This is a genomic window from Sphingopyxis sp., from assembly GCF_016463645.1.
In the GTDB taxonomy this organism is placed as follows: domain Bacteria; phylum Pseudomonadota; class Alphaproteobacteria; order Sphingomonadales; family Sphingomonadaceae; genus Sphingopyxis.
This window is the reverse complement of sequence record NZ_JAEMQX010000011.1, coordinates 20,393-46,658: the sequence shown is the minus strand read 5'-3', so window position 1 is coordinate 46,658 and position 26,266 is coordinate 20,393. Positions and strand designations below refer to the sequence as shown.

General features: G+C 65.2%; 27 protein-coding genes. 9 read left to right on the top strand and 18 right to left on the bottom strand.

Annotated elements, in window-relative coordinates:
* Nucleotides 1-132 precede the first annotated feature (132 nt).
* The 12 genes from JHC57_RS04835 to JHC57_RS04780 all read right to left on the bottom strand — a co-directional run bounded on the left by JHC57_RS04835 (nucleotide 133) and on the right by JHC57_RS04780 (nucleotide 15,382).
* Nucleotides 133-786: a YqaA family protein gene (locus JHC57_RS04835; protein ID WP_294028887.1), complete on the bottom strand. Its 654-nt coding sequence runs from the start codon at nucleotides 784-786 to the stop codon at nucleotides 133-135.
* Nucleotides 787-880: 94 nt separating this feature from the next.
* Nucleotides 881-2,473, bottom strand: coding sequence for a bifunctional phosphoribosylaminoimidazolecarboxamide formyltransferase/IMP cyclohydrolase (gene purH, locus JHC57_RS04830; RefSeq protein WP_294028874.1), 1,593 nt, complete (start codon nucleotides 2,471-2,473; stop codon nucleotides 881-883).
* A gap of 81 nt (nucleotides 2,474-2,554) precedes the next feature.
* Entirely contained in the window at nucleotides 2,555-3,571 is a 1,017-nt protein-coding gene (locus JHC57_RS04825) for a phytase (protein WP_294028873.1), read from the bottom strand.
* 20 nt (nucleotides 3,572-3,591) lie between these two features.
* Nucleotides 3,592-5,037 carry a metallophosphoesterase family protein gene (locus JHC57_RS04820; RefSeq protein WP_294028872.1) on the bottom strand — a complete coding sequence of 482 codons (1,446 nt, stop codon included), beginning with the start codon at nucleotides 5,035-5,037 and terminating at the stop codon, nucleotides 3,592-3,594.
* Complete coding sequence (locus JHC57_RS04815) at nucleotides 5,037-7,904, bottom strand: TonB-dependent receptor (protein WP_294028871.1); 2,868 nt, start codon at nucleotides 7,902-7,904, stop codon at nucleotides 5,037-5,039. The genes JHC57_RS04820 and JHC57_RS04815 overlap by 1 nt, the downstream gene beginning before the upstream one ends.
* Nucleotides 7,905-8,103: 199 nt before the next feature.
* Nucleotides 8,104-9,882, bottom strand: a complete 1,779-nt coding sequence (locus tag JHC57_RS04810) for a heparinase II/III family protein (RefSeq protein ID WP_294028870.1) — start codon at nucleotides 9,880-9,882, stop codon at nucleotides 8,104-8,106.
* A 3-nt stretch (nucleotides 9,883-9,885) separates the two neighbouring features.
* Nucleotides 9,886-10,557 carry a ribulose-phosphate 3-epimerase gene (rpe, locus tag JHC57_RS04805; RefSeq protein WP_294028869.1) on the bottom strand — a complete coding sequence of 224 codons (672 nt, stop codon included), beginning with the start codon at nucleotides 10,555-10,557 and terminating at the stop codon, nucleotides 9,886-9,888.
* 86 nt (nucleotides 10,558-10,643) lie between these two features.
* The gene (locus JHC57_RS04800; protein WP_294028868.1) at nucleotides 10,644-10,886 is read right to left on the bottom strand and encodes a hypothetical protein; all 243 of its coding nucleotides are present in this window, start codon (nucleotides 10,884-10,886) and stop codon (nucleotides 10,644-10,646) included.
* 1 nt (nucleotide 10,887) lies between these two features.
* Nucleotides 10,888-11,091, bottom strand: coding sequence for a toxin-antitoxin system HicB family antitoxin (locus tag JHC57_RS04795; protein ID WP_294028867.1), 204 nt, complete (start codon nucleotides 11,089-11,091; stop codon nucleotides 10,888-10,890).
* Nucleotides 11,092-11,100: 9 nt separating this feature from the next.
* Complete coding sequence (locus JHC57_RS04790; RefSeq protein ID WP_294028866.1) at nucleotides 11,101-12,006, bottom strand: SPFH domain-containing protein; 906 nt, start codon at nucleotides 12,004-12,006, stop codon at nucleotides 11,101-11,103.
* A 152-nt stretch (nucleotides 12,007-12,158) separates the two neighbouring features.
* A complete protein-coding gene (locus JHC57_RS04785) occupies nucleotides 12,159-14,339 on the bottom strand; it encodes a M3 family metallopeptidase (RefSeq protein WP_294028865.1) in 2,181 nt (726 codons plus the stop codon).
* Nucleotides 14,340-14,425: 86 nt separating this feature from the next.
* On the bottom strand, nucleotides 14,426-15,382 hold the full coding sequence (locus JHC57_RS04780; protein WP_294028864.1) for an SMP-30/gluconolactonase/LRE family protein: 957 nt from the start codon (nucleotides 15,380-15,382) through the stop codon (nucleotides 14,426-14,428).
* Nucleotides 15,383-15,511: 129 nt separating this feature from the next.
* On the opposite strand from JHC57_RS04780, the gene JHC57_RS04775 reads away from it, so the two are divergent.
* From JHC57_RS04775 to JHC57_RS04760, 4 genes are read left to right on the top strand one after another with little or no spacing between them, the layout of a single operon-like run.
* Entirely contained in the window at nucleotides 15,512-16,666 is a 1,155-nt protein-coding gene (locus JHC57_RS04775; RefSeq protein WP_294028863.1) for an acyl-CoA dehydrogenase family protein, read from the top strand.
* Between the two features lie 29 nt (nucleotides 16,667-16,695).
* Nucleotides 16,696-17,865 (top strand): acetyl-CoA C-acetyltransferase, encoded by a 1,170-nt coding sequence (locus JHC57_RS04770; RefSeq protein ID WP_294028862.1) that lies wholly within the window; start codon nucleotides 16,696-16,698, stop codon nucleotides 17,863-17,865.
* Nucleotides 17,866-17,887: 22 nt separating this feature from the next.
* Complete coding sequence (locus tag JHC57_RS04765; protein ID WP_294028861.1) at nucleotides 17,888-18,670, top strand: SDR family NAD(P)-dependent oxidoreductase; 783 nt, start codon at nucleotides 17,888-17,890, stop codon at nucleotides 18,668-18,670.
* 1 nt (nucleotide 18,671) lies between these two features.
* A complete protein-coding gene (locus JHC57_RS04760; protein ID WP_294028860.1) occupies nucleotides 18,672-19,109 on the top strand; it encodes a thioesterase family protein in 438 nt (145 codons plus the stop codon).
* Here JHC57_RS04760 and gmk read toward each other — a convergent pair.
* Nucleotides 19,106-19,768 (bottom strand): guanylate kinase, encoded by a 663-nt coding sequence (gene gmk, locus JHC57_RS04755; RefSeq protein ID WP_294028859.1) that lies wholly within the window; start codon nucleotides 19,766-19,768, stop codon nucleotides 19,106-19,108. The two genes, JHC57_RS04760 and gmk, sit on opposite strands and share 4 nt — an antisense overlap.
* A gap of 49 nt (nucleotides 19,769-19,817) precedes the next feature.
* Here gmk and JHC57_RS04750 point away from each other — a divergent pair, with 49 nt between their 5' ends.
* The gene (locus tag JHC57_RS04750) at nucleotides 19,818-20,384 is read left to right on the top strand and encodes a DUF2585 domain-containing protein (protein ID WP_294028858.1); all 567 of its coding nucleotides are present in this window, start codon (nucleotides 19,818-19,820) and stop codon (nucleotides 20,382-20,384) included.
* 14 nt (nucleotides 20,385-20,398) lie between these two features.
* Here JHC57_RS04750 and JHC57_RS04745 read toward each other — a convergent pair whose 3' ends face one another.
* The 5 genes from JHC57_RS04745 to JHC57_RS04725 are packed head-to-tail and all read right to left on the bottom strand — an operon-like array spanning nucleotide 20,399 to nucleotide 23,458.
* Nucleotides 20,399-20,791: a hypothetical protein gene (locus JHC57_RS04745; protein WP_294028857.1), complete on the bottom strand. Its 393-nt coding sequence runs from the start codon at nucleotides 20,789-20,791 to the stop codon at nucleotides 20,399-20,401.
* A 56-nt stretch (nucleotides 20,792-20,847) separates the two neighbouring features.
* Nucleotides 20,848-21,216, bottom strand: coding sequence for a hypothetical protein (locus JHC57_RS04740; RefSeq protein ID WP_294028856.1), 369 nt, complete (start codon nucleotides 21,214-21,216; stop codon nucleotides 20,848-20,850).
* Between the two features lie 21 nt (nucleotides 21,217-21,237).
* A complete protein-coding gene (gene fumC / locus JHC57_RS04735) occupies nucleotides 21,238-22,662 on the bottom strand; it encodes a class II fumarate hydratase (RefSeq protein WP_294028855.1) in 1,425 nt (474 codons plus the stop codon).
* The gene (locus tag JHC57_RS04730) at nucleotides 22,659-22,973 is read right to left on the bottom strand and encodes a hypothetical protein (protein WP_294028854.1); all 315 of its coding nucleotides are present in this window, start codon (nucleotides 22,971-22,973) and stop codon (nucleotides 22,659-22,661) included. The genes fumC and JHC57_RS04730 overlap by 4 nt, the downstream gene beginning before the upstream one ends.
* A 2-nt stretch (nucleotides 22,974-22,975) precedes the next feature.
* Nucleotides 22,976-23,458 carry a ClpXP protease specificity-enhancing factor SspB gene (locus tag JHC57_RS04725; RefSeq protein ID WP_294028886.1) on the bottom strand — a complete coding sequence of 161 codons (483 nt, stop codon included), beginning with the start codon at nucleotides 23,456-23,458 and terminating at the stop codon, nucleotides 22,976-22,978.
* Between the two features lie 86 nt (nucleotides 23,459-23,544).
* Between JHC57_RS04725 and hisB the strand changes: the two genes are divergently transcribed.
* From hisB to hisF, 4 genes are read left to right on the top strand one after another with little or no spacing between them, the layout of a single operon-like run.
* Nucleotides 23,545-24,132, top strand: coding sequence for an imidazoleglycerol-phosphate dehydratase HisB (gene hisB, locus JHC57_RS04720; RefSeq protein WP_294028853.1), 588 nt, complete (start codon nucleotides 23,545-23,547; stop codon nucleotides 24,130-24,132).
* Nucleotides 24,133-24,140: 8 nt separating this feature from the next.
* Nucleotides 24,141-24,749, top strand: a complete 609-nt coding sequence (gene hisH, locus JHC57_RS04715; RefSeq protein ID WP_294028852.1) for an imidazole glycerol phosphate synthase subunit HisH — start codon at nucleotides 24,141-24,143, stop codon at nucleotides 24,747-24,749.
* Nucleotides 24,737-25,471 carry a 1-(5-phosphoribosyl)-5-[(5-phosphoribosylamino)methylideneamino]imidazole-4-carboxamide isomerase gene (hisA, locus tag JHC57_RS04710; RefSeq protein ID WP_294028851.1) on the top strand — a complete coding sequence of 245 codons (735 nt, stop codon included), beginning with the start codon at nucleotides 24,737-24,739 and terminating at the stop codon, nucleotides 25,469-25,471. The genes hisH and hisA overlap by 13 nt, the downstream gene beginning before the upstream one ends.
* Nucleotides 25,468-26,232 carry an imidazole glycerol phosphate synthase subunit HisF gene (gene hisF, locus JHC57_RS04705; RefSeq protein WP_294028850.1) on the top strand — a complete coding sequence of 255 codons (765 nt, stop codon included), beginning with the start codon at nucleotides 25,468-25,470 and terminating at the stop codon, nucleotides 26,230-26,232. The genes hisA and hisF overlap by 4 nt, the downstream gene beginning before the upstream one ends.
* Nucleotides 26,233-26,266 lie beyond the last annotated feature (34 nt).

Sequence of the window (26,266 nt, the reverse complement as noted above, 5' to 3'; positions counted from 1 at the left end):
CGGAAAGCGGCGGCCCCTTCTATCGTCATCCCGGACTTGATCCGGGATCCATCGTAGCGCTTGAAGTCGTGGACCCCGGATCAAGTCCGGGGTGACGAGAAACAAGGGGCGTTGTCCGGCCCCCTCGTCGACCTACTTCCGATCCAGTCCGATGCTTTCCAGCGTCGCGCCGCTGCACTTGTCGGCTTCCCTGGTCTTGCCGTCGCCCGACAGCGCGCCGATCGCGAGGAAACCCGCGACCACGGCGACGAGGAACGCGCCGGTGACCCAGATCAGATATTTGTCGATGAACGCCTTGATCGGCGCTCCGAAGAGCCGGAACAGGATTCCCACGAGCATGAAGGAAAAGGCCCGGCTGGCGAGGCTCGCCCACAGGAAGGTCCAGAAATTCATGTGGATGAAGCCGGCGGTGATCGTCAGCAGCTTGAAAGGGATCGGCGTCGCGCCCTTGATCAGGATGATCTCGGCGCCGAATTCGCGGAGGTAGCAGGCGGCCGGCGGGAAAGCGTCGGTCAGCCCGAGCACCCCGAGCAGCCACAGCCCCACGCTCTCGTAAAGGAAGAAGCCGATCCCGTAGCCGAGCATCCCTCCGGCGACCGACGCGAGCGTGCAGATGATCGCATAGCGCACCGCTTTCTTCGGATTGGCGAGGCACATCAGGCCGAGCAGCGGGTGCGGCGGGATCGGGAAGAAGCTCGCTTCGACGAAAGACACCAGCGCCAGCCAGAACTCGGCGTGCGGATGCGCGGATTTCTCCATGGTCCAGTTGTAGAGCTTCTGGATCATGGACTTGTTGCGCGGTGTGGCGGTCATGCTGGTCCTTCGGTGCGCGAAGTGCGTCGCGACTCTATGCCGTCCGGTTCGACCGAAGTCGAGCCGATCAGTGGCGGAAATGCCGCATTCCGGTGAAGACCATCGCGAGGCCCGCTTCGTTCGCCGCCGCGATCACCTCGTCGTCGCGGATCGAGCCGCCGGGCTGGATCACGCAGGTCGCGCCCGCCTCGACCGCCGCGAGCAGGCCGTCGGCGAAGGGAAAGAAGGCGTCGCTTGCGACCGCGCTGCCGACGGTGCGCGCTTCGGCCCAGCCATGCGATTCGGCGGCTTCGCGCGCCTTCACCGCGGCGATGCGCGCGCTGTCGCGGCGGTTCATCTGCCCCGCGCCGATGCCCGCGGTCGAGCCGCCCTTGGCATAGACGATCGCGTTCGACTTCACATGCTTGGCGACGGTCCAGGCGAACAGCGCATCGGTCAGCTCTTCCCCGGTCGGCGCGCGGTCGGTGACGACCTTCAGGTCCGAAACGCCGATGCGGCCATTGTCGCGGCTCTGCACGAGCCAGCCGCCCGCGATCGTCTTGAGCATCAGCCCGCCGCGTGCGGGATCGGGCAACTCGCCGGTGAGCAGGAGGCGCAGATTCTTCTTCTTCGCGAACACCGCGCGCGCATCGGCATCGGCGTCGGGCGCGCATACGACTTCGGTGAAAATGCCGCTGATCAGCTCGGCGGTCGCGCCGTCGAGCGGCCGGTTGACCGCGATGATGCCGCCGAACGCCGACACATCGTCGCATTTCAGCGCCGCGTCATAGGCCTCGGCGATCGTCGCGGCTGTGGCGACGCCGCACGGGTTCGCGTGCTTGACGATGACGCAGGTGGGGTCGGCCTCGCGGAATTCGGCGACGAGTTCCAGCGCGGCGTCGGCGTCGTTGATATTGTTGTAGCTGAGTTCCTTGCCCTGCACTTGGCTTGCCTGCGCGATGCCGCGCGCTGCGGGGCCGGCGGGGAGGTAGAGCGCCGCCTTCTGGTGCGGATTCTCGCCGTAGCGCAGTTCGTTCGCGAGCTTCGCGGTCAGCGGCAGCGTGTCGGGGAAGAATTTGCCCTGATCGGCGAAGGCGAACCATTGCGCGATCATGCTGTCATAGGTCGCGGTATGCGCGAAGGCGGTCGCGGCGAGGCGCTTGCGCAGGGTCAGCGTGGTCGCACCGCCATTGGCGTCCATCTCTTCGATCACCGCGGCATAATCCTCGGGCTCGGTCACGATGCCGACGAAGGCGTGATTCTTCGCCGACGAGCGCACCATCGCGGGGCCGCCGATATCGATATTCTCGATGATCGTATCGCGATCGGCGCCGCTCATCACCGTCTGGAGGAAGGGGTAGAGGTTGACGACCACCAGATCGATCGCGCCGATGCCATGTTCCTCCATCGACGCGACGTGCGCGGCGTCGTCGCGCACCGCGAGGATGCCGCCATGCACTGTGGGGTGCAGCGTCTTGACGCGGCCGTCCATCATCTCGGGAAAGCCGGTGAGGTCGGAGACGTCGAGGACGGTGTGACCCGCTTCGCGCAATGCCTTCGCGGTGCCGCCGGTCGAGACGAGTTCGACGCCGTGGCGGACGAGCGCGGCGGCCAGATCGGCGAGCCCCGCCTTGTCGCTGACGGACAGAAGGGCGCGGCGGACGGGAATCAGGTCGGTCATTGGAGAGGGCCTCGGCTGGCGATGGGATGACGCGGCCCCCCTAGGCGCGCGTGGCCCTTATCGCAACCCTTCGCCCCCTTTTTAGAGCCCGAGCGCCGCCGCGATCTGGTCCCAGCGCACCAGCTTGAAATTCTGCGCCTTGGGGGCGTTGTCGCCATCCTGCGCGAGGAAGATGCCGTCGGGGTATGCGGATCCGAAATTGCCCGCGACCGCCTCGATCCCGTCGGTCTCGCTCGTCGCGCCATATGTGCCTGCGGCGACGGCGAAGCGGCCGATATAGTCGACGCCGGGCAGACGGAAGACGGCATAGGCATTGTCGCCCTGGCTCGACGCGAGCAGGTAGCGCTGGCCCTTGTGGTCGATCGTCGCAAGGCCTTCGACATCGGCGACGAGGCGCTGGTTGTCGACCGGCGCGACGAGGCGCGCGGTGGCGGTCTGGCCGTTCGGCACGAGCTGCCAGATACCGGCGTCTTCCTCGCCGACATACAGCGTGTCGCCGTCGAAGACGCAGCCTTCGGATTGGGTCGGGATCTTGTATTCCCACTGCGTCGTGAAGCCCGGCGCGCCATCGACCGTCAGTGTACCCACGCGCACGGTGCCGTCCTTGACGATCAGCGCGGCGGTGATCGGCTGGCCGGGCGCGCTTTTCTTCAGGCAGAGGCCATAGGCTTCGCCCGTCCCCGCGGCCGCGCGGCCGAGCGAAGCGATCGCGGGCTTGTCGGCGTCGAGGCGGAAGACCGCGAGATGTGCGTTCACCCCGTCGTTGCGGTCGCTCGCGACGATGATGTTGCCCGCGACGTCGACATTGTTGACGAGGCCGGCCTGTGTGAAGGCGATGTCCTTGCCCGAAAGGTCATAGACGTGGAGGCCCGCCTTCTTGTCGGTCGCGACGATCAGCGCGCGGTTCGGGTTGGCGGGATCGATCCAGATCGCCGGATCGTCGGCGGCATCGGCCTTGCCGGTGCCGACCGGGTCGGTTTCGCCGCTCGCGGTGACCTGAACCGGGGGCAGGCCGGTGAATACGGGTTCGCTCGCGGCGCAGCCCGCGAGGGCCCCGGCAAGCGCGGAAACGGTGAGCAATTTCGAAATCCGGTTCATCACATCAACCCCTTATACTCTTATTTGCCCGACGCGACGCAGCGGCCGCCGTCGGGGCCGGTTTCGCCCGCGCACATTCGCGCGGCAAGCATCGGCTCGTCGATTTCGCTCAGCCTGTTGCCGCTTGCCGTGCGGTCGAGGTCGAAGCCGTCGTAGAGCTTGCCCGACGCCGTATAGGTGCGGAAGCGGAGGCGCTTCGGTTCGACGTCGACGATCTGGTACAGCTCGGTCGCCTCGGCGACCCTGTCGGGCTGGCTGCCCGCGCGATCGTTGAGCCGGTACATCTTCGACCCCGTCACCGAAACGAGATAGACGGGCCCCTGGACGCTGCCGTCGGCGCGCGCCTTGGCGCTCGCCTCGCGCCCGGCTTCCGAGGTCAAACGGCTATAGCAATGATCGTGCCCCTGCAGCACCAGGTCGACCCTGCGCTTCTCGAATACCGGCTTCCACGCCGCCTTGATTTCCTTGGTATCGTCCGGGCGCGCGCAGGTGAAAACCGGCTGGTGGAACAGCACGACATTCCAGTTCGCCTTCGACGAGGCGAGCGTGGCATCCAGCCAGTCGGTCTGCGCCTTCATCGAGCCGAGGTCGATCGCGGCGGTGCCGTCGAGGACGATGAAGCGTACACCCTGATAGTCGGTGTAATAGGTCGTCGCCTTGACCGGCTCGGCGCCGTTCGCGGGCAGCGCGAACTGCGCGGGCCAATAGGGGCCGAGCCGGCGGCTTTCGCTCCCGTCGGCCTCGGACACATCGACATATTCGTGATTGCCCGTCGCGGGCACCTGCGGGACGATCGCGTAATTGTAGCCGCCCGCCTGGTTCCACTCGCCCCATTCGTCGTCATGGTCGAGGTCGTCGCGCTGGCCGACGAGATCGCCGGCGTGAACGACGAGGCGGATGTCGCCATTGGCATGGAACGCCTGCCGGATCACACGGCTGGCATAGGTCAGGATGCCGTTCTGGATGTCGCCGAGATAGAGGAAGCGGAAAGGCTTCGCCTCGGCGGCGGCGGTGCGGAACTGCAGCCATTCGCTCCAGCCCGCCGCGCCCCTGACGCGATAGGCGTAAACACTGTCGGGCGTCAGCCCGGTAAAGCGGACCTGATGATAGAGGGCGGGGCCATAGCTGCTGTCCACCGGCATCGCCTTGCCGGTGATCAGCACGGCCTTTTCCTCGAGCGTGGGCCCATCGACCGACACCGCGAGCTGGGCCTGGGACTCGGCCTGCGCGGTGTCGGTACGATAGGCGACCGCCATCTCGCGCGCCGGGTCGGCCCCGGGCGAAAGAACGATGCGGTCGGGAAGATTGCCGGGCGCATAGGGAAGGCCCGCGGAGCGGGGGATGGGCGCGCCATCCTCCGTCCGCGTCACGATGGGGAAACTCGCGGGTTCTGCGGCAGCGGGCGCGAACCCGCCGCAGAGCGCCAGCCCCGCCGCCAGCGGCAGCAGGGCGATCGTGTGCCGCATCAGAACTTCACCCGGGCGCCGAACTTCATCGTCCACTTGTACTGCTCGAACTGCAGCAGATTCTGGCGGGCGCCGACATTGTTGTAGGCGTAATATTTCGCGTTGTTGATGTTCACCCATTCATAGAAGACCTGCACCTGCTTGGTCACGTCGACCTTGGCCGAGAGGTCGAGCTGGAAATGATTGTCGACGATCCGGTCCTCGGGTGCATCGTCGCCCAGCTCGTCGAGATATTTCGAGCGATAGGTGCCGGCAAGGCGAAGCGACACCGGCCCTTTTTCATACCCCAGCGCGGCATTGAACGTGTGCTTGGCGGCGGCGGGCAGCGTGATCTTGCGCAGGTCGGTGACGTCGCCGTCGATCGGCACATAGCCGGTCGCATCGGTGTAGGTATAGTTGGCGTTCACCAGCAACCCGTCGAGCGGCGACGGCAGGAAGCGCAGCGCCTGCGTGTAGCTGAGCTCGACGCCCCAGACCTTGGCGCTGTCGCCGTTGATCGGCTTCGTCGCCTCGTCGAAGGCGATGCCCATATACTCGCCCGGGTCTTCGATATTGGTGTCGACGATGAAATTCTTCACGTCCTTGTAAAAGACGCCTGCCGACAGCGCGCCGTTGTTAGGCAGATAATATTCGACCCCGGCGTCGAAGTTCCAGGCTTCGTAGGGTTTGAGCTCGGGATTGCCGAATTCGCCCTCGCGTTCGCCGTCCTCATTCTGCTCGATGGTGAATCTCGGCGCGAGCTTCGACAGCTTGGGGCGCACCAGGCTCTTGTATCCCGCCGCGCGCAGCACGAGGTTCTGCTGCGGTTCCCAGCGGATCGTCAGGCTCGGCAGGACGTCGCCATAGCTGCGCTTGAACCGGTTGGGCACGATGCTGTCGACCGTGTCGTCTTCGGCGGTCTCGCCATTCGACAATTCGCCGCCTTCGGTGACGACCGTCACGGTGTTCGCGAGAATGTCGTTCTTCGTGTGCTCGTAACGGACGCCGCCGATGACGCGGAGCGTGTCGCTGTCCCAGCGGCCGAGCAGGTAGCCGGCGATGACGTCCTCGCTCACCGAATAATCCTCGACGTTCGAATCGAACAGCGAGTCGAATTCGTTCAGCTCGAAAGCATCGCGATTGGCGTTGAAGAACTGACGCACGCCGCGCTTGTCGAGAACCGGCGAGATGTCGGTGATGCGATAGGTCTGGTCGCCGACCAGATCGGCCATCGTCAGCCCGTCCATTTCCCAATATTGGGTTTCGAGGTTATAGCTCTTGTCGCGCCAGCGACCTTTCGCGCCGGCCTGAACCGTGAACGTGCCATTGCTCATCGCAAATTCGCGGCCAAGGTCGAGTTTGGCGCTCCATTCCTCGTCGCGCGAATCCGACAGTCCCGTGACTTGCACGCTGTCGAGTTCATACTCGTCCGGGTCGGAGAAGTCGGCGACGGCGTCGGCGTCGCCGCCGACGGTATAGAGCGGTTTGCGCGGATCGGCGAAGTCGAGGCCGAGTTCCAGGCCTTCATTCTCGAACTTCCGTTCGAAATTGGCGGGGTCGATCGAACCGTTCTCACGCTCGGTCGACTTGGCATAGCTGGCCGAATATTTGGCCAGCCAGCCATCGCTGGCGGTTTCGCCGCCCAGCACGATGCTGCGGATGCGCTGACGCTCGAAACGGTCCTTGAGCGAGCGCTGGACCGAGATTTCTCCCTCTTCATCGGGATCGGGATGCGTGTCGCTATAGACGAGATTGGCGCCGGTGCCCGTGACGTCGCCCGCATCCTCAAGCTTGAAGCTCGTCTCGCGACGATATTCCTGATCGTCGAACTGGCTGTAGATGCCGCGCGCGTAGAGCTTGGTCGACGATCCGACGCGGAAGTCGAGGTTCAGGTTCGCCGACAGGCGCTTCCGTTCGACGTCATAATCGCGATAATTGACCTCTTCGGTCGTGATCTGGCCGTCGTCGTTCGCATCCCAGCCGTCGGCCTCGATATTGTCGGTCTCGAACTTGCGCTGATAGTATGAGATGCCCCCTGAAATGCCGACATCGTCCGACAGGCGCTGTGCGAAATCGATGCTGCCTTTCGGGGTCAGCTTTCCGGAATAATCATTGTAGCTGCCTTCGATCTTCGCGGTCAGCAGATTCTTGCGGCGCTCGAAGGCGCTGGTGGTGTTGATCTCGATCGAGGCGCCGATCGTGTCGGCGTCCATGTCGGGGGTCAGCGACTTCTTGACCTCGATCGATTCGATGCTGTCGCTCGAGATCACGTCGAGCGCGACCGATCGGACGTCGCTTTCGGGGGCGGGCAGGCGCACGCCGTTCACCGAGGTCGCGTTAAGTTCGGGATCGAGGCCGCGGACCGAGACGAAGCGGCCCTCGCCCTGATCGTTGAGGATATTGACGCCGGGAAGACGGCGCAGCGATTCGGCGACATTCTGGTCGGGAAACTGGCCGACCGCGTCGCGCGTCAGGACGCTTTCGACGCCGTCCGCCGCCTTCTGGCGCGACAGCGCGCTCGCCTGGTTGGCCGACTGCCCGAGCACGAGGATCGAGCCGTCCGTCCCGAGGACGATCTTTACCGTCGCGTTGCCCGACTGGGGGATTTCGACGGTCATCGTGCGCGATTCCGCGCCGACATAACGTGCTTCGATCGTATAGGTGCCGGCCGGGAGGTTGCTGAAGCGGAAGCTGCCGTCGCGATCGGCTTCCGCAACGCGATTGAGTTCGACGATGCGGAGCTGCGCGCCTTGCAGCGCGCGCGTGTCGGTGGCGTCGGTGACCGTACCGGTCAGGTCGCCGGCATGGGCGGCGGTCGGAAGCGCGGCTGCCAGCGAAAGGCAGGTGCCGATCAGGATGCGCGAACGGACGGTACGAAGCTGGTGCATGAAATCCCCCGAGGAGTGCGAGAAGTTCGCCGGGTCCTCTTGGCTCCCGGCGAGTCGAGGGCGCCACTGACAGGGGTCTGTGACCGCTGTGTTACGGAGGTGTCACAGTATTGAAACAGACGGAAAGCGGTGTCGGGCAACCGCATGGGATTGCGCCGCTTCGTGCCGGCAATTTTTTTGACGACCGGTCGGCCGCCGCTCAGCCGATATGCTTGAAGATCCAGCCGATGCTGGCGCCGCCCGCGGGCGCGGTTCCGGTGACGACGAGCTGTTCGGTCGGGTGCGGGCGGCCCTCGCCGTCGACCCACAGGCTTTGCTCGATATCGAGCGCGCCCTCGGAGGTGCGGAACTGCCACAGCGGGCCGCCGCCCACGCGCAGCAATGCGCCCAGTTTGTCGGCGGTCAGGCTCGCCGAGATATGCGGGCCGAGGTGGAAGCGCAGCGTGAAGCCCTTGTCGGCCTTGCGCCGCGTCCGCGGCGCGGGGAGCAGCATGTCCTCGCCGCGCAATTCGCGGCCGTTGGGCGAGAGGATCAGCAGGCGCCGGTGGATCAGGCCGTGGCGCCGCGCATAGCCGTCGTGGCTCATCTCGACGCGGCTGCCCTGCGGCGTCTCGCGCCGGTCGAGCTCGACCTCGGTCACGCCCTTGCCGAGCGAGCCGTTGGCGAGGATCGCGGTCGAATTGCTGTCGCCGAGCGTCAGCGTCGAATGCGCCGCTGTGGTGCGCAGCCCGCGGGCCAGGTCGGCGGGGATCGTCGCGCCGGTCAGCGCCGCGCCGCCGCAATTGACGACGATGCGCTCGTCGCCGTCGCTGAGTTCGAAGGCGAGCGTCGAGGCGCAGCCCGCTTCGGTCACGCGGGCAATGGGGGGAGGCGCCGCGTCGGCGAGCAGCACGACCTTGTTCGCGACCAGCCGCTGATAACCCCAGTCGCGCGCCTGCTTGAGCGGCCGGGTACGCACGCCGCTCGCCTCGACGATCGCCTGCACATGGGCGGCCGAGGTGGCGCCGCTGCCCTGCCAGCTGCCCATGCCGCCGTCGCTGTGGACGAGGCCGAGCAGCGCGGGGACCGCGCGCGCGAGCACTTCCCGGATGAAGGGCGGCACCTCGATGCGGCGCATGTCGTATATTTTCGCGAGCATCGACAGCGCCATGATCGCGTCGAGCTGCGCCTGCGGCGAGCGCGAGATATTGCCGCCGTCGGCGTAGAAGCTCGTCTCGAGCACCTTGCGCAGCCCCGCCTCGCCGAACACCTGTCGCGGTTCGCCGCCGGGCATCAGCAGCGACGCCGCGACGATGCCGACCCACGCGACCATCTGGCCGGTGCCGGGCCGCGTCTTGTCGGCGACGCGGTCGAGGTGGCGCGCCGCGCGCGCGAGATGGTTGAGCACCGCCGAACGATAGACGAGATCGCTCGACGACAGGATCAGCGGCGCGTGCGCGGCCCAGAAGAGGATGCGCCATGCCGTATTGTCGGCCTTCCACGCGGGTTCGCTGACCGTCTCGCCATGGGTGCCGAGCCAGTGGCGCACCACGGCTTCGGCGATCGGCGCGCCGTCGGCGCGCGATCCGGTCGCAGCAAGGTCGCGCAGCCAGGCGAAGCTGTGCAGATAGTCGGCGAAGGTCGGCGCCACGTTGAGCGCCGCGAAGTCGAGTTCGCCGAGCGGCAGCTTCAATCCGCGGTGCAGGAAATGGCCGGCGCGGATCGCGGTGCCCGCGCGCGCGTCGCCGGGCACCGGATCGGTCGGCACCCCGAGCAGCTTCAGCGGAAAGCGCCCCTTCAGGCGGAAAGCGTGAAGCGGGGTGCGCCAGGTCAGCCGCGTGATCGCGTTGGCGACACGGTCCCCGAGCGAGAGGCCCTTGTCGGCGGGAAGACGGATCAGCCGTTTGCCGGGCTCGATCGTATCGTCCAGCGGCGCGGTATCGTCACCGGCGTCGGGCGGTGTGTCGGCGGGGATGGCGTTGGGCGATCTCCCCTGCATCGATCAGGCTCCGCGCAGCCGCCGGATATTGTCGGCATAGGCGTCGGGCCCGCCCTTGAAGGTCGCGGTGCCCGCAACGAGCACGTCGGCGCCCGCCGCGATCGCGAGCGGGGCAGTGCCCGCGTCGATGCCGCCGTCGACCTCGAGCCGGATGTCGCGGCCCGATTTCTCGATCATCTTCCGGACCGCCTCGATCTTGCGAAGCTGGCTCGAAATGAAGCTCTGGCCGCCGAAGCCCGGATTGACGCTCATGATCAGGACGAGGTCGATGTCGTCGATCAGATAGTCGAGCATCTTCGCGGGCGTCGCGGGATTGAGCGACACCCCCGCCTGCTTGCCGAGCGACTTGATGTGCTGGACGGTGCGATGGATGTGCGGCCCGGCCTCGGGATGCACGGTGATGATGTCGGCGCCGGCCGCGGCGAAGGCGTCGAGGAAATGATCGACGGGGCTGATCATCAGGTGGACGTCGAAGGGCAGGGCCGAATGCGGACGCAGCGCCTTCACCACCATCGGGCCGATCGTCAGGTTGGGGACATAATGGCCGTCCATGACGTCGATATGGACCCAGTCGGCGCCCGCAGTCTCGATCGCGCGCACCTCTTCGCCAAGCCGCGCGAAATCGGCGCTCAGGATCGACGGGGCGATGCGGACGGGGGTGGTCGGGCCGGTCATGACATCGGCCTTAACCATCTAGCGAGTCGGGGGCAAGCGGGGCGGGGACGCTATCGACAGCTATCCCCGGGAAAAGTCGCCGGGGCCTATCGCCAGCGCCAGCCGCCTTCGGTCCGGGCGCGATAGATCGGCATCGGGGCGAGCCCGGCAAGGAGCACGGCAATCGCCATCGTCACCGGGCGATCGCGCAGCAGAACCGCGATGCCCGCGATCAGCGCGACATGCAGCGCCATCAGCACCCATCCCTGCCACGCGATCGGCAGCCCGGTTCCGTAGCCGTGACTTTTCGGCCGGAACCAGGGGCGCTTGTCCGGAAACAGGTGGATCATCTCAGCTCTCCTCCCTGGGCGGCCGGCCGCGTTTCGGCGCTTCCGACTGTCTGACGCTGACGCCGCGCCGGCCGAGCGCCTCGCGCAGCAAAATCTCGATCTCGGCATTGGCGCTGCGCAGTTCGGCCGCCGCCAGCCGCTCGATCGCCGCGTAGAGCGCGGGATCGAGACGGAGGGCAAAGGCCTTTCGGGACTGTGCAGCCACCGGACGGCCTCAGTAGAGCGAGCCGGTGTTGACGACGGGCTGCGTGTCGCGTTCGCCGCACAGGACGACCATCAGGTTCGACACCATCGCCGCCTTGCGCTCGTCGTCTAGGTCGACGACATTTTTCTCGGACAGGTGCTGGAGCGCCATCTCGACCATCGTCACCGCGCCCTCGACCAGCTTCTTGCGCGCCGCGATCACCGCTTCGGCCTGCTGGCGGCGCAGCATCGCGCCGGCGATCTCGGGGGCATAGGCAAGGTGGGTGAGACCGCATTCGTCGACGGTGATCCCCGCCACTTCCAGCCGCTCGATCAGGGCCTTGCGCAGTTCCTCGCCGACCTCGTCATGGTTGCCGCGCAGCGTCACTTCCTGATGCTCGATATCGTCATAGGGATAGCGCGAGCCGATCGAGCGCACCGCGGCCTCGATCTGCGCCATCACGAATTCCTTGTAATCGTCGACGTCGAACAGCGCCTGCGCGGTGTCGGTGACGCGCCACACGACCTGCGCCGCCATCTCAATGGGGTTGCCGCGCAGGTCGTTGACCTTGATCTTGTCCGAAATCACGTTGTTCGCGCGGACGGCGATCTTCTTGCGGCTGAGCCAGGGCAGGACCCAGCGCAGCCCCTCCTCGCGGTCGGTGCCCCGATAGGCGCCGAACAGCTGGACCGCCGCCGCCTCGTTCGGGTTGATCATGTAAAAGCCGCAGAGGATGATCGTGCCGATCACGCCGCTCGCGACGACGAACGCCCATTTCCAGTTCCAGTCGATCCCCTCGCCGCCGATATTGGTCGTCGCGGCCCAGATCGCCAGCCCCAGCAGCACCAGCCAGATCAGCAGCATCAGATAGCCGCTCTGCGTATTGGCGCGCGTCTCGCGGCTGCGATTGAGCGCCCTTGTCCCTGCTTCGACCATGTTTCCCTCCGAATCATTCGATATGATTATGATATCATATTTATATCGAATCTGTCGTTGGTCAACCCCTCGTTGCGCGGCACCTTCGCCAACTTCCACGCCCAAAACAAAGGGGGCGAAATCGCCCCCTTTGCCTCCCCGGTCCTGTTCGCTTACTCGGTCGGAAAGCCGCGCTTCTCCAGCAGCGCCTTCACGTCGGGATCGCGGCCGCGGAAGGCGCGATAGGCCTCGGCGCGGTCGGTCTCGTTGCCGGTCATCAGCAGGATGGTGCGGAACTTGTCGGCGACGCTGCGATCCCACGGGCCGCCGGCTTCGGTAAAGGCTGCCCAGGTGTCGGCGTCCATCGTCTCCGACCACAGATAGCTGTAATAACCCGCCGAATAGGCGTCGCTGCTGAACAGATGGCCGAACTGCGGCAGGCGATGGCGCATGACGATTTCCTTCGGCATGCCCATTTCGGCGAGGGTCTCGCGTTCGAACTTGTCGACGTCGGTTACCGGGATCTTGCGGTTGTGCAGCTTCATGTCGACGATCGCGCTCGAAAGATACTCGACCGTCTCGAAGCCCTGGTTGAACTTGTTCGAGGCGAGGATCTTGTCGACCAGCGCCTGCGGGATCGGTTCGCCCGTCCTGTAGTGCGTCGCATATTTCGACAGCACCTCGGGTGTCATCAGCCAGTTCTCGTTCACCTGGCTCGGGAACTCGACGAAATCACGCGGCACCCCGGCGAGCGCCGGATAATAGATGTGCTGCAACAGATAATGGATGCCGTGGCCGAACTCGTGGAACAAGGTCGTCGCATCGTCGAGGCTGATAAGCGTCGGCTCGCCCTTCGCGCCTTCGGTGAAATTATTGTTGTTCGACGCGAGGACGTTGCGTTCGCCGCCGAGCGTCTGCTGACTGCGATAGGTGGTCATCCACGCGCCCGAGCGTTTGCCGTCGCGTGCGAAATTGTCGAGATAGATCAGCCCGACATTCTCGTTCGTCTTGAGGTTATAGACCTCGAAGGTTTTGACCTTGGGATCGAAGACGGGGACGGTGCCGGTATTTTCGCGGAACCCGAGATCGTAGAGCTGGCCCGCCGACCAGAACATCGCCTGCGTCAGCTTGTCGAGCTGGAGATACGGCTTCACCTCGCTTTCATCGAGGTCGTATTTCGCCTTGCGGACCTTCTCCGAATAGAAGCGATAGTCCCACGGTTCGATGGTGATCTTCGGACCATTGCCGGCTCTGGCTTCCTGATCGGCGATCGCCTGCATGTCGGCGACCTCTTCCTTCACGCGCGCGACTGCGGCGGGCCAGACCTTCATCATCAGACCCATAGCGTTTTCGGGAGTCTTCGCCATCGTGTCGGCCATGCGATAATTCGCGTGGGTCGCAAAGCCGAGCAGTTCGGCGCGCTGCTGGCGCAGCTTCAGGATTTCGGCGATCGTTGCGTTGGTATCGTTGGCGTCGCCATTGTCGCCGCGGCTGATGAAGGCCTTGTAGACGCGTTCGCGAAGCGCGCGGTTCGTTGCGCCCTGCAGCACCGGCTGCGCCGAGGAGCGGGTGTTCTTGATCGCCCACTGACCGGGTTTGCCCTGCGATTCCGCCGCCGCCGCGAGCGAGGCGACGAAGCCGGGTTCGAGGCCCGCGAGCTCGGTCTTGTCCGTGACGAAAGTATAGAGCTTTTCGTCGCCGAGCAGCTTCGACGAGAAAGCCGAGAAAAGCCCTTCAAGCTTCGAGTTCATCTCGACCAGCTTCGTCTTGTCGGCGGGCGACAGGTTGGCGCCATCGCGCACCATCTCGTCATAGCTGCGCTCGACGATGCGGACCTGCTGCGCGTTAAGTCCGCTGCTGTTCCGCTTGTCGTACACGGCTTTGTAACGCGCGAAGAGTTTCGGGTCGAGGAACAACTCTGTGTAGAAGGTGGTGAGCTTGGGGCTCCACTCGGCGTCGATATCCTCGACGCGGTCGTTCGACTTGTTCGACGTCTGTACGCCCCACAGCGCGAACAGGCGTTCCATCGTGTCGCCCGCGAGCATCATCGGGACATGCGTGTTCTCGAATGTCGGCGTGTCGGGATTGTCGATCACCTCCTGCACCTGCGCCCTGGTTTCCGCCATGCCCTTGGTGAAGGCGTCGGGGAACAGCTCGGGGTCCATCTTGTCCCACGGCGGCACCCCTTCAAAGGGTCCGGTCCAGGGCGCGAGCATCGGGTTGGCACCCGCGGGGGCGATGGCGGCGGTCGTTTCGGCGGCGGTTGCAGTCATCTGGCTATAACCCACCATCATCGCGGTGGATGCAAGCAGGATCGACAAATGGCGGGCAAAAGGCTGCGCTGGGCGCGACATCGATAAATCTCCCCGGAAGATAAGGTTTCGGACGAAACCATGTCCGGGGCCGCCTTAACCTTATATGACAGTGGGGCGCAACCCGCCTAGCCGCCAAAATCCGTCTGCGTCAGGCCGGGGACATCGACGCGGAAGGAAAAGACGCCGCCGGCATGCGGCTGGGCCTCGCGTTCCTCATCGTTCAGATTCTTGCCCGCGCTGGTGACGAATGCGGTTTTGAGATCCTCACCCCCGAAAACGATCATCGTCGGGCGCTGGACCGGCATTTCGACCGTCTGAATGAGTTCGCCTTGCGGCGAGAGGCGCACGATGCGCCACCCGTCCCACAGCGCCGACCAGTAGCAACCCTCGGCATCGATCGCGGCGCCATCGGGGCGCCCATGACCTTCGGAAAATTGATGAAAGACCCGCTTGTCCCCGAGCGTGCCGGTCGCCGGATCGACATCATAGGCGTCGATCCGGTGCGTCGGCGTGTCGGCGTGATAGAAAGTCCGGCCATCAGGGCTGAAAGCGGCGCCGTTGCTCGTCATCAGCCCGGCGATCATCGGCGTCAGCGTCGCGTCGGGGTCGACGCGATACAGGGTCGCGTCGCGCTTCGCCTTGTCAGCGGTCAGGCTCCCGACCCAGAGCCGACCGGCGGCGTCAACGCAGCCGTCGTTGAACCGTTGCCCGGGCAGGTCCGCGAGCACCTGTTCGCCAAAGGCTTGCGGCGCGGCGCCCCATTCGTCGATCAGCGCGCAGCCCGATTTGAGCGCGGCAATCAGACCGCCCGCCGCGCGCGGCGCGACGCAGCCCACCGGGCCGTCGAGTTGCATGACCTCGTCCCGGCCGGTTGCGGGGTCAGTACGGTGAATGCGGTGTGCGTCGATATCGACCCAATAGAGGCGGGCGTCGGCGCCGTTCCAGCGCGGCGATTCGCCGAGCAGAGCGCCGGCGTCGAGAAGCAGTTCGACCATGGTCTTGCCATAGCGTGGCGTGCTGAAGCTGCCCAGCGGCTGCAAACCTATTCGGCGGGTGCAGGACAGGATGATGGCAAAGGGCATGCTGCCAAAGAGTCTCGTGCCGTAGCGGCATTTGCACTTGACGTGGACGTAAACGTAAGGTCTCTTGGCTTGGAAGGATGCGGCCGACTCCCCGTTTGCGCCCGGCCGTCCTCAGGGAAAGGAAGATCAATGTCGCTCGATAACCTGTCGCGTTTCGCCTATAACGAGGACCATGAGGCGTTTCGCGCGACGGTGCGCCAGTTCCTCGAAAAGGAAGTCGCGCCGAACGCTGCGCAATGGGCCGAGGACAAGATCGTCCCCAAGTCGATCTGGCCGAAGGCGGGCGAGATCGGCATGCTCTGCCCGACGGTTCCGGAGGAATATGGCGGGCTCGGGCTCGACTTCGGCTATAATGCGATCGTCGATGAGGAAAGCGCCTATTACGGCCGGGCGACGACGGGCTTCTCGCTCCAATCGGACATCGTCACCAGCTACATCGTCAAATATGGCAGCGAGGAGCAGAAGAAGCATTGGCTGCCGAGGATGGTGTCGGGCGAGACGATCACCGCGATCGCGATGACCGAACCGGGCACCGGCTCCGACCTTCAGGGGATGCGCACGACCGCGAAGAAGGATGGCAATCATTACGTCATCAACGGGTCGAAGACTTTCATCACCAACGGCCAGAACGCCGACCTGATCCTCGTCTGCGTCAAGACCGACACCGAGGTGCAGCCGGCATGGAAGGGCGTGTCGATCGTCCTCGTCGAGGCCGACCGCGAGGGTTTCGAGCGCGGCCGCAACCTCGACAAGATCGGGCAGGATGAGGCCGATACGTCGGAGCTGTTTTTCAACGACGTGCGCGTGCCGATCACCAACTGCCTCGGCGAAGAGGGCCAGGGCTTCATCTATTTGATGAGCGAGCTGCCGCAGGAGCGCCTGTCGATCGCGGTCAGCGCGCAGGCCTCGGCGCAGCGCGCCTTCGACGACACGGTCGATTATACGCGCGAGCGCAAGGCGTTCGGCAAGCCGATCCTCGACTTCCAGAACAGCCGCTTCGTGCTCGCCGACCTCAAGGCGAAGCTGCAGGTCGGCTGGGCGCATCTCGACTGGGCGCTCGCGCGCCACATGAAGAAGGAACTGACCCCCGAAGAGGGTGCGGCGGCGAAGCTGTGGCACACCGACCTGCAGTGGGAAGTGATGGACAAGTGCCTCCAGCTCTTCGGCGGCTCGGGCTACATGAACGAATATCCGATCGCCCGCGCGTGGCGCGCAGCGCGCGTGACGCGCATCTTCGGCGGCACGAACGAGATCATGAAGGAACTGATCGGGCGCAAGCTCTGACCCGACAAGCGCAGGAAAGGAATTCTCCCATGGCTACTGCCTATATCGTCGACTCCGTCCGCACTGCCGGCGGCAAGCGCGGCGGCCGGCTCGCGGGCGTCCACCCCGTCGACCTTGGCGCCGCCGTGTTCGACGCGATCGCCGACCGCAACGACTTCGACACCAGGGCGATCGACGATGTCATCACCGGCTGCGTCAGCCAAGGCGGTCAGCAGACGATGGACGTCGGCCGCAACGCGGTACTCGCCTCGAAGCTCCCCGACTCGATCCCCGCGGTGACGATCGATCGCCAGTGCGGCTCGTCGCAGCAGGCGATCCAGTTCGCCGCGCAGGCGGTGATGTCGGGAACGCAGGATATCGTGCTCGCGAGCGGCATCGAGAGCATGACGCGCGTCCCGATGGGCAGCGTCGCGACGCTCTTCATGAAGGAAGGGCTCGGCCATTATAAGTCCGAGCGGCTCGAGGAAAAATATCCCGGCATCATGTTCAGCCAGTTCATGGGCGCCGAGATGATCGTCAAGAAATACGGGCTGACCAAGGATGACCTCGACGCCTATGCGCTCGAAAGCCATCGCCGCGGCAAGGCGGCGACCGAGGCCGGCCATTTCAAGCGCGAGATCGTCGGGGTCGAGATTGACACGCCCGAAGGCCGCCAGACGCACCTCGTCGATGAGGGCATCCGCTTCGACGCGACGCTCGAAGGCATCGCCGGGGTCAAGATCCTGCAGGAAGGTGGCTCGATCACCGCGGCGACGTCGAGCCAGATCTGTGATGGCGCCTCGGCCGCGCTCGTCGTGTCCGAACAGGCGCTCAAGGATCACGGCCTGACCCCGCGTGCGCGAATCCACCATATCTCGGTGACTGCGGGCGACCCGGTGATCATGCTCGAAGAGCCGCTGTTCGCGACCGAACGCGCGCTCAAAAAGGCAGGCATGAAGATCGGCGACATCGACGCCTATGAGGTCAACGAGGCATTCGCGCCGGTGCCGCTCGCTTGGCTGCAATATCTCGGTGCCGATCATGCGCGGCTCAACCAGCATGGCGGCGCGATCGCGCTCGGCCATCCTCTCGGCGCCTCGGGTGCCAAGCTGATGGCGACGCTGCTCGGCGTGCTCGACGCGACCGGCGGCAAATATGGCCTGCAGACGATGTGCGAAGGCGGCGGCCAAGCCAACGTCACGATCATCGAGCGATTGTAAGAATTCCAATCAGGAGAGAAAAATGAAACTCGATTCTACCGTATCCGCCGTCGTCACCGGCGGCGCTTCGGGCCTTGGCGCCGCCACCGCGCGTGCGCTTGCCGCCAAGGGTGTCAAGGTTGCGATCTTCGACCTGCAGGAAGAAAAGGGCAAAACGCTCGCGGCCGAGATCGGCGGCGTCTTCTGCGAATGCAACGTCACCGACGACGCGTCGGTTGATGCCGCCTTCGCCAAGTCACGCGAAGCGATCGGGCAGGAGCGTATCCTCGTCAATTGCGCGGGCACCGGCAACGCGATCAAGACCGCTAGCCGCTCGAAGGAAGATGGCAGCATCAAACATTTCCCGCTCGATGCCTTCAACTGGATCATCCAGATCAACCTCGTCGGTACCTTTCGCTGCATCGCCAAGTCGGCGGCGGGCATGCTGAGCCTCGACCCGATGGAAGACGGCGAACGTGGCGCGATCGTCAACACCGCAAGCGTCGCGGCCGAGGACGGTCAGATCGGTCAGGCGGCCTATTCGGCGTCGAAGGGCGGCGTCGTCGGGATGACCCTTCCCATCGCGCGCGACCTTGCGAGCGAAAATATCCGCGTCAACACGATCCTGCCCGGCATCTTCGATACCCCGCTGCTCGCGGGCGCGCCGCAGAATGTACGCGATGCATTGGGCGCCTCGGTGCTCAACCCGAAGCGCCTGGGCAACCCGCCCGAATATGCCGCACTCGCGCTCGCGATGATCGAGAATGGCTATTTCAACGGCGAGGACGTGCGTCTCGACGGCGGCATCCGCATGGCGCCGCGCTGACATGCCGAAACCGGAAAGCTGGCGGCTCGACGCCGCCAGCTACCCCGTCTGTATCGACTTGCAGACGCGCTTCCAGGACATGGACATCAATGGCCATCTCAACAATGTGGCCTTTGCCGCGCTGTTCGAGAGCGGCCGCGTACTTTTGAACCGGCAGGTGCGTCCGCTCGACGAACGCCCCGCAAACGAACGGACAATGGTCGCGGCGGTCGAGATCAACTATCTCGCCGAGGGCAATTTTCCCGACCCCGTGCAGATCGCGACAGGCATCGGCCGCCTCGGCACTTCGAGCTGGACGATCGTGCAGGCGATGTTCCAGAACGGCCGGGCGATCGCGACCTGTGATACGGTCGTCGTGTGCCGCACCGACGGGCAGGCGAAACCGCTACGGGCCGAGATGGTCGCAGAGTTGGAAGCCAGTCTGGCGAAGCCTGCCTAAAGCTTCTTGTCGGCGTCGGGAACGGCGCGGATCAAATCGCGCGCGAAGCCGATCAGGCCGATCTGGCGGCGGCGCTTCAGCCGCTCGGCGCGCAGGATCGCGCGCACCTCGTCGAAGCAGCCTTCGACATTGTCGTTGATCAGCACATAGTCGTAACCGTCCCAGTGGCTGATCTCGTTCGCGGCGCGCTCCATTCGCGCGGCGATCACCTCGTCGCTGTCAGTGTTGCGGCTGCGCAGGCGACGCTCCAGTTCCTCCATCGTCGGCGGCAGGACGAAGACGCGCACGACGTCGGGGCCCGCTTCCTGATAGAGCTGCTGCGCCCCCTGCCAATCGATGTCGAAGAGGACGTCCTTGCCCGCGGCGAGCAGGTCCTCGACCGGTGCGCGGGGCGTGCCGTAGCGATGGCCGAAGACATGCGCCCATTCGAGAAATTCGCCGTCGGCGGCCATCTTCTTGAAGTTTTCGGTGTCGACGAAATGATAATGGACGCCATCGATTTCACCAGGCCGCGGCGGACGCGTCGTCGCGGAGATCGAGAGCGCGATATCCTTGTCGGCCTCGAGCATCATGCGCGAGATGGTGGTCTTGCCGGCGCCCGAAGGCGAGGAGAGGACGAACAACACGCCGCGGCGGTTCAGGTGGACGCTTTCAGCCATGGGCGCTAATTGCGCGAGCGGACACGCCGGTCAAGCGAGAAGGGTGACGATGGTCGGGAGGATTTCAAGGACGGGCTGGCTTGTCGCGGCAGGGCTCGTCGCGCTTCTTGCTGTCATATTGCTCGTCATGGGGCGCCCGCCGATCTGCCCGTGCGGGACGATCAGCCTGTGGCATGGCACCGTCGAGTCGAATCAGAACAGCCAGCAGATTTCGGACTGGTACAGCTTCAGCCATGTCATCCACGGCTTCATCTTCTATGGCGTGCTGCGCTGGATCATGCCCGACCGGCCACTCTGGGTGCCGCTCGCGATCGCGATCGGCGTCGAGGGCGCATGGGAAATCCTCGAAAACTCGCCGATGATCATCGATCGCTATCGCGAGGTAACGATGGCGTTCGGCTATTCGGGCGATTCGGTGCTCAATTCGGTGAGCGACACGCTGTTCATGGTGCTTGGCTTCGTCGCCGCGAGCCGGATGCGCTGGTGGGTGACGGTCGCTCTTGCGATCGTCTTCGAGCTGTTCACGCTCTGGACGATCCGCGACAATCTCACGCTCAACGTGCTGATGCTGGTCTCGCCGGTCGAGGCGATCAGGGAGTGGCAGGCGAGGCCATAACGCCGTCGGGCCCGTTACAGACCCTTGCGGCCGAAGCTTCCGGGCTTGGTCGGAGACACGTCCCCGAGGTCGGTGCCTGTCCGGTTGCTCATATAGCGGGCGAGCGCGGCATCGGGATCGAAGCTTGCCTCGGCAGGATGGATGTCGACATGCTGCGGCGCCGCTTCGGGTCCGACCTGCGGCTCATTTGGCGTGCGCGGCCTGTCGAAGAACATCAGTTTCAGCGCCCAGACGAAACAGGCGCCGGCGGCGACCAGCACAACCAGCGCCGATACATGGTTGAAGAGTCGCGTGCCCGGGTCGCCGGCGAGGTCGCTGGCGCGTTCCAGTATGTTGCTGAGCGACTTCAGCCCGAAGCCGAAGACGAGCATGATGAAGGTTCGAAATCCCGGCGGATTGAAGGTCATGGCCCGCCTCGATAGCGGATCATGGTGAGGAGGAGGTTAATCCGGCGAAAGCCGGGTCAGTGCAGCGCGCTGCTTCGCCCGTTTCCTTCGATCGGGATCGCGGGCGGCAGTGCATCGCCCATTGTCTGGCCGTCGGGGAGAATATTGGCAGTCCCGGCATAGGTGTCGACGACGCCCGCGTTCGCTAGCGCGGGGTCGAGTGCGTGCGCTTCCCGTGCCGCCTTGCGCGCTTCCGACCGTTCGGCCCATTTTTTGGTGAGATAGCCCGCCGCGACCGTCGCCGCGAGGACAGCGTAACGCTGCGGGAACAGACGCCGCGCCGCGAACAATGTGCCCGCGCCGATGACCGCGCCCGCGACGGGATGATTGCCTTTCTGGCGTCCGATGGCGCTACCGAGAACGCCGCCTACGATGCGACCGATCATCTTCATCTCTCCTTCCCCTCATCAATTCCCGGAAGGTCCCGCGGGTTCCGTTCGGCCCTCGGGCCCCAGCATCGCGCGCGGATCGACGATTCGGTCGAAGGTCGCGGCATCGACATAGCCGAGATCGAGCGCGGCTTCCTTCAATGTGCTGCCGGTCTCGTGCGCGTGCTTTGCGATCTTCGCGGCCTTGTCATAGCCTATCTCGGGAGCGAGCGCAGTGACGAGCATCAGCGAACGGTTCATCAGCTCGTCGATGCGGGCGCGGTTGGGTTCGATCCCGACGACGCAATGTTCGGTAAAGCCAGCCATGCCGACGGCGAGCAGCTCGATCGAACGCAGCACATTCGAACCGATCAGCGGCCTGAAGACATTGAGTTCAAGATGGCCCTGCAATCCGCCGACGGTGACGGCCTGATGGTTGCCGATCACCTGCGCCGCCACCATCGTCAGCATCTCGCACTGCGTCGGATTGACCTTGCCCGGCATGATCGAACTGCCCGGCTCGTTCGCGGGCAGGTCGAGTTCGCCGAGCCCCGCGCGCGGGCCCGAGCCGAGCAGGCGGATATCGTTGGCGATCTTGGTCAACGCGACGGCGAGCGTGTTCAGCGCGCCCGAGAAGAAGACGAGCCCGTCGTTCGATGCGAGCGCCTCGAACTTGCTCCGCGCGGGCTCGAAGGCGATGCCGGTGGCTTTCGACAGCTCCGCAGCCATGACGACGTCGAAGCCCGCGGGTGCGTTGAGCCCGGTGCCGACCGCGGTGCCGCCCTGCGCGAGCTTGCAGATATTGTGCGCCAGCGCGCCCTCGATCCGCGCGCGGCACGCAATCAGCTGCGCGACATAGCCCGAAAATTCCTGGCCGAGCGTCAGCGGCGTCGCGTCCTGCAGATGGGTGCGCCCGATCTTGACGATATCACCCCACGCTTCGGCCTTCGCACCGATTGCGTCGGTCAGGTCGCCCAGCGCAGGGATCAACCGCGCCGTCGTCTCGACCGCGACCGCTACGTGCAGCGCGGTCGGGAAGCTGTCGTTCGACGACTGGCTCATGTTGACATGGTCGTTGGGATGGACGGGCGATTTGCCGCCGCGCGTGCCCGCGAGCTTCTCGTTCGCGATACCCGCGATCACCTCGTTCGCGTTCATGTTCGATTGCGTGCCGCTACCCGTCTGCCAGATCGCGAGCGGGAACTGGTCGTCGTAATCGCCCGCGACGACGGCTTCTGCGGCCGCGGCGATCGCGTCAGCGAGCCCGGCGTCGAGACCGTGCGCCCGATTGACCCGCGCCGCGGCGCCCTTGATCCGCGCGAGCGCATGGACGATCGGCATCGGCATACGCTCGTGGGCGGGGAAAGCGAAATTATGGCGGCTACGCTCGGTCTGCGCACCCCAATAGGCGTCAGCTGCCACCTCGATATTGCCGATAGAGTCGCTTTCAATTCGCGTGCTCATGCCATCAGCATCCTTGTCACCAAAATCGCACCGGCCCAGATTATCGCGACGAGGCCGAGCAACTGCCAATATCCCGTTTCGCCGACGCGCCGCCGCAGCCATCCGGCGATGAGCCACACCAACACCAGCGCGGGGGTCAATACCAGCAAACTAAAGCGCAGTAGCCCGTCGCCAATCTGTCCGCGCGCATAATTGCCCTGGAACAAGGCATAGCCCTCGACCCCCCACCAGAAGGCACCGGTCAAGACGAGCATCCCCGCGATAGCCCAGAATTGCCAGAAGCGGCTGGGAGGCCAGGCGGGGCCCGGCACTTTTAGCGCTTCTTGCCGAAATCCACCGTCACGACGTTCGACCCGTCCTCGCTCGTTACCTCGGGGCGGTCGTTGTCGGCCTCGTCATGCGGTTCGGGCTGCGCGGCCTCGTCGTCGCTGACCTGGAATTGCAGCCCGAAATCGACCGACGGATCGACGAAGGCGGTGATCGCGGCATAGGGGATCGTCAGCATCGACGGCGTCTGGTTGAATGACAGGCCGACGCTGAAATGATCGCCCTCGACGCTGAGATCCCAGAAACGGTTCTGCAGCACGATCGTCATTTCGTCAGGGAATTTGGCGATCAGATGCGCCGGAATATCGACCCCGGGGGCCTGTGTCTTGAAGGTGATATAGAAATGATGTTCGCCGGGCAGGCTGTCGTAACCCTCGATCTGGCTCAGCACGCGGCCGACTACGGCGCGCAGCGCATCCTGCACGATTTCGTCATAGGGAATCAGGCTGTCGCGAACGTCATCATTCATGCGCGACGGGATGAACGCGCACCGCACGCCGGTCAAGGGGGGAGAATCGCCTTGCAACGCGAAACTGAGGCACTAAGGCGTGCGCCATGCGAACCGCCACCGTCCAGCGCACGACCAAGGAAACGGATATCGCCATCACCGTCAATCTCGACGGGACGGGCGATTATTCTGTCTCAACCGGCATCGGTTTTCTCGACCATATGGTCGAGCAGCTGTCGCGCCACTCGCTGATCGACATTTCGATGCAGGTGAAGGGCGACCTCCACATCGACCAGCACCACACGGTCGAGGATTCGGCGCTCGCGCTCGGCGAGGCGGTGGCGAAGGCGCTCGGGGACAAGCGCGGCATCGCCCGCTACGGCGAGGCGCATGCGCCGATGGACGAGACGCTGACGCGCTGCGTGCTCGACATTTCGGGGCGCCCGCACTGCGTCTACAAATCCTGCTTCTCGCAGCCGCGGCTCGGCGAGATGGACACCGAGATGTTCCCGCACTGGTTCCACAGTTTCGCGCAGACCGCGGGCATCACGCTGCACATCGAGATGCTCTACGGTGAGAACAATCATCACATCGCCGAGAGCATGTACAAGGCGCTCGCTCGCGCCTTGCGGCAGGCGGTCGAGATCGATCCGCGCAAGGGCGATGCGATCCCCTCGACCAAGGGCGTTCTCTAGGACAGCCGATGAGCGTCATTGCCCTGATCGACTATGGCGCGGGCAATCTTCGCTCGGTGCATAATGCGCTCGCAGCGGCGGGTGCGGACAATGTCACCGTCACCGCCGATCCCGGTGTCGTCGCTCAGGCCGACCGGATCGTGCTGCCCGGCGTCGGAGCCTTCGCAGCCTGCATGAACGGGCTTTCTGCGATCGACGGGCTGGTGGGCGCCATGGATCGCCGCGTGCGCGGCGAGGGTGCGCCCTTCCTCGGGGTCTGCGTCGGCATGCAGTTGCTCGCCGATGCGGGCGAGGAGCATGGGGCGCACAAGGGCCTCGGCTGGATCGGCGGTACGGTGCGCGCGTTCGACCCGGCGCCCGGCCTGCGCATCCCGCACATGGGCTGGAACGACGTCGTTCCGGCCTTCGCGCATCCGGTAATCGCGGCGGGCGAGGCCTATTATCTCCACGGCTATCATTTCGCCGATGCGGCTCATGTTGCCGCCACGAGCAGTCACGGAACGACATTCACCGCTGCGGTCGCGAAGGACAATGTCGTCGGCGTCCAGTTCCACCCCGAAAAAAGCCAGGCCTATGGTCTTGCGACCCTCGAAAGGTTCCTGAAGTGGCGACCCTGACCATCTTTCCCGCAATCGACCTCAAGGGCGGGCAGGTGGTGCGGCTCGCCGAGGGCGATATGGCGCGCGCGACCGTCTATGGCGACGATCCGGCGGCGCAGGCTCGGCTGTTTGCCGAGGCCGGCGCATCGCACCTGCACGTCGTCGACCTTGATGGCGCTTTTGCGGGCGCGAGCGTCAACGGTGCGGCGGTCGAGAGCATTATCGCTGCCTTTCCGGGCAAGGTGCAGGTCGGTGGCGGCATCCGCGACCGTGCGGGCCTCGATCGCTGGCTCGCGCTCGGGGTCGAACGCGTGATCATCGGCACCGCGGCACTGAAAGACCCCGAATTCGTGAAGTCCTCCGCGCGCGACCTTCCGGGTCGCATCGTCGTCGGCGTCGATGCGAAGGGCGGCATGGTCGCGACCGAGGGCTGGGCCGATGTCTCCGACGTCCGCGTCGAGGATCTCGCCCGCCGTTTCGAGGATGCCGGCGTCGCCGCGCTGCTGTTCACCGACGTCGGCCGCGACGGCCTGCTCAAGGGCTGTAATGTCGAGGCGACGGTTGCGCTGGCGCAGGCGGTCGCCATTCCGGTGATCGCGAGCGGCGGGGTTGCCGATATCGGCGATATCCATGCGCTGCGTCCGCATGTCGCGAACGGGATCGAGGGCGTGATTACCGGGCGCGCGCTGTACGACGGCCGGCTCGATCTGGCGGAAGCGATCGCGGCGGGGGCGGCGTGACCGTCCGCGTCCGCGTCATCCCCTGTCTCGACGTCGCCGACGGGCGCGTCGTCAAGGGCGTCAATTTCGTCGATCTGCGCGACGCGGGTGATCCCGTCGAGGCCGCGCGCGCCTATGACGCTGCGGGGGCCGACGAGCTTTGCTTCCTCGACATTTCGGCTAGCCATCAGGGGCGCGGCACGCTGCTCGATATGGTCGCCCGCACCGCCGAGGTATGTTTCATGCCGCTCACCGTCGGCGGCGGGGTGCGCAGCGCTGCGGATGCGCGCGCGCTGCTGCTCGCCGGCGCCGACAAGGTCGCGGTGAACAGCGCGGCGGTCGCGCGGCCCGAACTCGTCGCCGACATCGCCAACCGCTTCGGCAGCCAGTGCGCGGTCGGCAGCATCGACGCGCGCCGGGTCGAGGACGGGTGCTGGGAAATCTTCACCCACGGGGGGCGCAAGCCCACCGGGATCGATGCGCTCGAACATGCCATCCGCCTTGCCGAGCTTGGCGCGGGCGAACTGCTCGTCACCTCGATGGATCGCGACGGCACCAAGGACGGCTACGATCTCGCGCTGATCCGCGCGATCGCTGATGCGGTCAGCGTGCCCGTCATCGCTTCGGGCGGCGTCGGCAATCTGGACCACCTCGTCGCCGGCGTCGTTGAAGGCGGCGCAAGTGCGGTGCTCGCCGCCAGCATTTTCCATTTCGGCGAAGCGACGATCGCCGAAGCCCATGCGCGGCTTGCGGCCGCCGGATTGCCCGTCCGCGCACATTAATTACGCCCCAAGGGGTAGTCAGGTTGGAAAGTGG

What these genes read in the sequence shown, in the direction of transcription:
- JHC57_RS04750 (WP_294028858.1), top strand. Translation starts at nt 19,818, where the DNA reads ATGGTCGGGAGGATTTCAAGGACGGGCTGGCTTGTCGCGGCAGGGCTC.
- JHC57_RS04740 (WP_294028856.1), bottom strand. Translation starts at nt 21,216, where the DNA reads ATGATCGGTCGCATCGTAGGCGGCGTTCTCGGTAGCGCCATCGGACGC.
- JHC57_RS04825 (WP_294028873.1), bottom strand. Translation starts at nt 3,571, where the DNA reads ATGAACCGGATTTCGAAATTGCTCACCGTTTCCGCGCTTGCCGGGGCC.
- gmk (WP_294028859.1), bottom strand. Translation starts at nt 19,768, where the DNA reads ATGGCTGAAAGCGTCCACCTGAACCGCCGCGGCGTGTTGTTCGTCCTC.
- JHC57_RS04785 (WP_294028865.1), bottom strand. Translation starts at nt 14,339, where the DNA reads ATGTCGCGCCCAGCGCAGCCTTTTGCCCGCCATTTGTCGATCCTGCTT.
- JHC57_RS04765 (WP_294028861.1), top strand. Translation starts at nt 17,888, where the DNA reads ATGAAACTCGATTCTACCGTATCCGCCGTCGTCACCGGCGGCGCTTCG.
- rpe (WP_294028869.1), bottom strand. Translation starts at nt 10,557, where the DNA reads ATGACCGGCCCGACCACCCCCGTCCGCATCGCCCCGTCGATCCTGAGC.
- JHC57_RS04775 (WP_294028863.1), top strand. Translation starts at nt 15,512, where the DNA reads ATGTCGCTCGATAACCTGTCGCGTTTCGCCTATAACGAGGACCATGAG.
- JHC57_RS04835 (WP_294028887.1), bottom strand. Translation starts at nt 786, where the DNA reads ATGATCCAGAAGCTCTACAACTGGACCATGGAGAAATCCGCGCATCCG.
- JHC57_RS04780 (WP_294028864.1), bottom strand. Translation starts at nt 15,382, where the DNA reads ATGCCCTTTGCCATCATCCTGTCCTGCACCCGCCGAATAGGTTTGCAG.
- JHC57_RS04770 (WP_294028862.1), top strand. Translation starts at nt 16,696, where the DNA reads ATGGCTACTGCCTATATCGTCGACTCCGTCCGCACTGCCGGCGGCAAG.
- purH (WP_294028874.1), bottom strand. Translation starts at nt 2,473, where the DNA reads ATGACCGACCTGATTCCCGTCCGCCGCGCCCTTCTGTCCGTCAGCGAC.
- hisH (WP_294028852.1), top strand. Translation starts at nt 24,141, where the DNA reads ATGAGCGTCATTGCCCTGATCGACTATGGCGCGGGCAATCTTCGCTCG.
- JHC57_RS04760 (WP_294028860.1), top strand. Translation starts at nt 18,672, where the DNA reads ATGCCGAAACCGGAAAGCTGGCGGCTCGACGCCGCCAGCTACCCCGTC.
- fumC (WP_294028855.1), bottom strand. Translation starts at nt 22,662, where the DNA reads ATGAGCACGCGAATTGAAAGCGACTCTATCGGCAATATCGAGGTGGCA.
- JHC57_RS04820 (WP_294028872.1), bottom strand. Translation starts at nt 5,037, where the DNA reads ATGCGGCACACGATCGCCCTGCTGCCGCTGGCGGCGGGGCTGGCGCTC.
- JHC57_RS04815 (WP_294028871.1), bottom strand. Translation starts at nt 7,904, where the DNA reads ATGCACCAGCTTCGTACCGTCCGTTCGCGCATCCTGATCGGCACCTGC.
- hisB (WP_294028853.1), top strand. Translation starts at nt 23,545, where the DNA reads ATGCGAACCGCCACCGTCCAGCGCACGACCAAGGAAACGGATATCGCC.
- JHC57_RS04725 (WP_294028886.1), bottom strand. Translation starts at nt 23,458, where the DNA reads ATGAATGATGACGTTCGCGACAGCCTGATTCCCTATGACGAAATCGTG.
- JHC57_RS04790 (WP_294028866.1), bottom strand. Translation starts at nt 12,006, where the DNA reads ATGGTCGAAGCAGGGACAAGGGCGCTCAATCGCAGCCGCGAGACGCGC.
- JHC57_RS04800 (WP_294028868.1), bottom strand. Translation starts at nt 10,886, where the DNA reads ATGATCCACCTGTTTCCGGACAAGCGCCCCTGGTTCCGGCCGAAAAGT.
- JHC57_RS04745 (WP_294028857.1), bottom strand. Translation starts at nt 20,791, where the DNA reads ATGACCTTCAATCCGCCGGGATTTCGAACCTTCATCATGCTCGTCTTC.
- JHC57_RS04810 (WP_294028870.1), bottom strand. Translation starts at nt 9,882, where the DNA reads ATGCAGGGGAGATCGCCCAACGCCATCCCCGCCGACACACCGCCCGAC.